Here is a 957-nt window from a genome sequence, read left to right as displayed (position 1 = left end):
TCTCAACTTTTGGAACAGGTGCAATTTTTTTGTAAATATGAACGGTATTACCATTTTCATCTTTTTCAGTTTTTACAAATTGATAACCTTCTATAGTTGATGGATCATGTGCTCCTGCTTTATCAGCAAGTATTTGATTTCCTTCTGTATCCACATATTTTGTTTCTACATCTTGGATAGGTTTTTTCTTGTAAACATGAATTGTATTACCATTATTATCTTTATTTGTACTTACATAATCGTAACCTTCTATGCCTACTTGAGCTTGTGTTCCTTCTTTTGGTAGAAGTAGTTGGTTGCCATTTTCATCAACATATCTTGTCTCAACTTTTGGAACAGGTGCAATTTTTTGATAAATATGAACGGTATTACCCTTTTCATCTTTTTCTGTTTTTACAAATTGATATCCTTCTATATTTGATGGATCGTGTGTACCAGTTTTATCAGCAAGTATTTGCTTACCTTCTGTATCTACATATCTTGTTTCTACAGTTGGACTAGGTGTTTGTTTAAACTTATAAACATGAATTACATTACCATCTTTGTCATTTTTAGTTTCAACAAATTCATATCCTGGAATATCTTTTTTGTCTTGTTTTCCATCTTCATCCTTAGCAAGAGGATTTCCTTTTTCATCAACAAATTTAGTAACTATAGATGGACTAGGAGTAGTTTTCTTCTTGTAGATATGTTTTGTATTGCCCTTATCATCAGTTTCGGTTCTTACAAATTCATATCCATCAATTCCTTTATTAGGTTTTGTACCATCTTCCTTAGGAGCTATAGTCTTACCATCTTCATCAACGAATTCTGTAACTACAGCTGGTGTAGGAGTAGTTTTCTTCTTATAGATATGTTTTGTATTACCTTTATCATCAGTTTCGGTGCTTACAAATTCATATCCATCAATTTCTTTATTAGGTTGTTTACCATCTTCCTTAGGAGCTATAGTCTTAC

At 31.7% G+C, this 957-nt stretch carries 1 protein-coding gene; it reads right to left on the bottom strand.

Features of this window, described 5'->3' with window-relative positions; genetic code table 11:
* A partial coding sequence (locus HMPREF3045_RS09330; RefSeq protein WP_180363014.1) for a MucBP domain-containing protein occupies positions 1 to 957 on the bottom strand: 957 nt, incomplete at both ends.

The sequence above is a fragment of the Anaerococcus sp. HMSC075B03 genome (assembly GCF_001815585.1).
Lineage (GTDB): Bacteria > Bacillota > Clostridia > Tissierellales > Peptoniphilaceae > Anaerococcus > Anaerococcus vaginalis.
Note: the sequence above shows the minus strand (reverse complement) of the source record. Positions and strands in the feature narration are given on the sequence as shown.